This is a genomic window from Bacillus sp. S4 (assembly GCF_040838205.1).
Classification (GTDB): Bacteria; Bacillota; Bacilli; order Bacillales; family Bacillaceae_G; genus Bacillus_A; species Bacillus_A cereus_U.
The window spans coordinates 1-3910 of the sequence record NZ_JBFPJI010000298.1 but is presented as its reverse complement, the minus strand read 5'-3'; the positions used below and the strand labels follow the sequence as shown (position 1 = coordinate 3910).

Below are 3910 nucleotides of genomic sequence, written 5' to 3'. Positions count from 1 at the left end.
GTGTATGTGGAAAAATTCTTTTATAATATAATAAAACCAGCCATAGGCTGGTTCTTTTTTCATTCAATTTCCTACTAAAAAATCCCGAGTATAATTCTCCTTCTTCCCTATCCTTGATTCTTCCGCGCCTCCCTAAACTCCTCCTTCACCTTCTCTAACAAACCTTCTTCTGTAATTAATCGATACGCTGTATTTGCTAGTGCTTTTGCCGATGTGATTAGCGCTTTATCTCCAAGTTCTGAACGTGCTGCTTCTCTAAATTCATTCGTATGCGCAATTAAATCGTCTGGACCGATTTTAATGTACGGATGAATTGTCGGTACGACTTGGCTTACGTTTCCTGCATCTGTTGAGCCAATTCCTACTCTTTCTTTACGGTTTACATCTTCACCTAGTAGTTCTAACTCTTCCGCTACGACGTCATTAAATGTTTTTGTTACGAGTAGTTCATCGATTTCATTTTGGAATTGATGAATTTTCACTTTTGTGCCTGTTGCTAACGCTGCCCCTTGTGCGATGTTTCTTACTTTCTCTGTTACTTCCGCACATCTTTTTCTCGTTGCTGCGCGGATGAAGAACCTTGCTGCAGCGTAATCAGGAATAATATTAGGTGCTTTTCCGCCCTCAGTAATAACACCATGAATTCTCACATCTGACGGAAGTTGTTGGCGAAGTGCATTAATACCGTTATACAGCTGGATAATCGCATCTAATGCGTTAATTCCTTCTTCTGGTGAGGCCGCTGCATGAGCTGTTTTTCCGTAAAAATGAAAATCAAGTGGATCGACCGCTAGTGATGGACTCGTTGGAGCTGTTTTTCCGCTCGGATGAATCATAAGCGCCGCATCAATGTTTTTAAATAAGCCAGCTTTCACATAACTCGATTTTGCGCTACCATTTGGCCCGCCCTCTTCTGCTGGTGTTCCGAACACGACAACTTCTCCGCCGATTTCCTCAAGCGTTTCTGATAACGCGATCGCTGCTGCAACGCTAATTGTGCCAATTAAATTGTGACCACACGCATGACCGAGTCCTGGTAAAGCGTCATACTCGGCTAAAAATGCGATAACTGGTCCTTGTTTCCCCGAACTTTTTCGCGCGATAAATCCTGTTTCATGACCAGCTATATTATGTTGCAATTGAAATCCTGCACTACCTAGCAATAAACTTAACGTTCTTGATGCATAAAATTCTTGGTTACCAATCTCCGGATTCGCATGAATATTATGACTTGTTTCTATGTACTTTTCCTTATTTCTTTCTATACTCTCTTCAATTGTTTTTCTTTGTGACGTTACTCCTGTCGCTCCCATTTTTCTTCCCCCTTTATTTTTACGTAAAAAAGCCTCTTTCTAAAAGATAGAAAGAGGCTTTGGCATATACAGTCAAAATGAGCTTCTTTCTTATCTTTCAAGTTACCTTGCTGGAATTGGCACAGTATTCATAAAGAATCCGCTGCCGAGGTGTCATAGGGCCAGTCCCTCAACCTCTCGTGATAAGAATTTTCATAAAATTATATTAAATTATTTTTATTCTAAGTTTATTCCAAGTAAAAGTCAAGGAATTCCTATCCGAATTTACCGAATATCTAAAAACCCTTTTAATACACCAATTGTTTCAGGTGCTTGCATTCTTGCACATATGTACGGAAATTCCATACTACCTTCAAACATCATTTGAGATGTAAGAGGTGCTCCTGCCCAAAAGATTTCATCATCGATTACTATAAACGGGAATGCTTTATTTTGCCTTTGTAACTTTATATTTTTTAATGGAACTGGTCCATCACTATAAACTGTTATTTGCGCATTCGTACGCATTAACGCTTGCCATACTCGTTTATCAACTTGCCTTGTACTTGGAAGGGAAATGATAATTTTTCGTTTTGCCGCTAAAATATCTTTTAATAGCCCTTTCGGCTCTTCAAGATTCATTTCCATAAACCAACGTAATCGTTTCGAGATTTTTCGCTCCCACACTTGTCTTGATGTCGTCCGATCATACACATCTCCGTGACGTTCTATATGAGCGGTTAATTGCGATAACGCTTGTTTTCTCGACAGATTTTTACGCATGTAGTGGCAATCTGATAATTGAATGAACTTTCCTCTCGCTCTCGTTACTGCTACATTGACAAGACGATGGTTTTTATGATCAAAGAATAACACACCAGGGCGTTCTTGTGGGTAACTATCAACCGTATCAAAGATCATCATATCTCTTTCGGACCCTTGAAACTTATGAACTGTCGCCGCTAAAACTGGTATGTGTTGATATTTAGTTTTCTGCAACATTTCTCTAATACACGTTGATAAAAAGCGGGACTGTGCCCTGTAAGGCGTAACTACACCGATAGATTGAACACCGTCTAACAATCCAATTAACATCATTTGCATCGCTACTAAACCAGACATAATATTAAAACGAGAACCGGAAGCAGCGTCTTTTAAAGAAAAGGCTCCCATTAAGCTCGTATCAAATAAAACACTCGCCTCATTTGCGAACGGTTGCAGTTTCGCAAGTTCTTTACGCTCTGAAACAGATGGATGATCGTACACTCTATTTTTATAAATAAATGAATTCGTAAACTTCGATATATCCGTATGCATACGTCTTTGCTCCTGCAGCATAAAAAGGTTCGGATGTGCTTCTGATTTATTTACAGAATCAACAATCCCTGCATGATAAAACATATCTTCACCGAGCCATTTTCGAACGAGTTCATGGTTCGCCATCGCAATCGGAGGTAACTGTAAAAAGTCACCACAAACGACAATACGTTTCCCAAGTGAAGCAGCTAATGCTATTTGCGGAACATACGCCATACTTACTTCATCTACGACAACTAAATCAAATGTACGCTCATAAATAAGTGAATCAATTGCACATTTCGATAAAGTCGCACCGATTACTTTCGCATTTTCAATGTATTCTTTTTCTACTTCTTTAATTTTCGCTTTTTGCTTTCGAAGATCACTTTCAATCTCTTGTATACGCTTCTTATCAGCAGAAGTCGCTTTATATGATAAAATCTTTTCACGAAGATCTTGTCGTGTCTCTTCTAAATAGAGTCTTTCTTCTCCCCAAGATCCATTCGTCGTTTCAACTAACTTCGATGCAAGTAACGTTTCATGATTTCGTATATGTTCATGTTGACTATAACCGTAACGAACAATTTCGCCAGGCGTCCATTTCTTTTTCTTCTCAATTTGCTTCGTTACTTCACTCATTAATACGTCTACTGCCGCATTACTATGAGCTAACACAAGTACCGATTTTCCTTTTTGATAATGAGCCGAAATAATACGTGATAAATTGTATGACTTCCCTGTTCCCGGTGGTCCCCACACGTACGTTGTTGGATTGTAAAAAGAACGATACGCCAATTCATTTTTCGTATTTTTCATCTTTTCAATATGTTTCGGACTGCTCGTCCCATCAACAAGACGCTTTATACGATTACGTTTTAGCTTATCTTTATGTGCCTCTTTCAATCGCTCTTGTAGTTGTTCTAACAATTGCCACGGTTCACTGTATAAAACCGCTTCTCGTATTTCACCTTGTATATAATCATTTAATTTCAGTTCTATTTCTAATCCATGTACAGATAATACTTCCCCTGTCGCTTCCTCACCATCGAACTCAATTCGAATTGGTGAACCTTCAGGTAAGCTTACTTCCGAAATAAGCTGAAATACGTATACTGTACTTTCATAATCTGTATATAAAAAACGACCGTTCATGATAGAAATTTTACTACCACCTATCGTTTTCCAATGTTTAATTTCATATGCTAACGCATAATGCCACTCTTTCATTGTTTCCGATAATGAAGGAGTTTGAGTAGTTGTATTCATCGTATAATCTCCTTCCTTCTCCCCAAACATACTTTCTCACTATACCATATAAC

The 3910-nt window shown here is 38.6% G+C and carries 2 protein-coding genes and 1 riboswitch; both genes read right to left on the bottom strand.

Features of this window, described 5'->3' with window-relative positions:
* Positions 1–107: 107 nt before the first annotated feature.
* Positions 108–1313, bottom strand: a complete 1206-nt coding sequence (locus AB3X48_RS18820; RefSeq protein ID WP_002168060.1) for a M20 family metallopeptidase — start codon at positions 1311–1313, stop codon at positions 108–110.
* An 87-nt stretch (positions 1314–1400) separates the two neighbouring features.
* A riboswitch (SAM riboswitch) is annotated at positions 1401–1502 on the bottom strand.
* Positions 1503–1577: 75 nt separating this feature from the next.
* Positions 1578–3887, bottom strand: a complete 2310-nt coding sequence (locus AB3X48_RS18815; protein WP_016105344.1) for an AAA domain-containing protein — start codon at positions 3885–3887, stop codon at positions 1578–1580.
* Positions 3888–3910 lie beyond the last annotated feature (23 nt).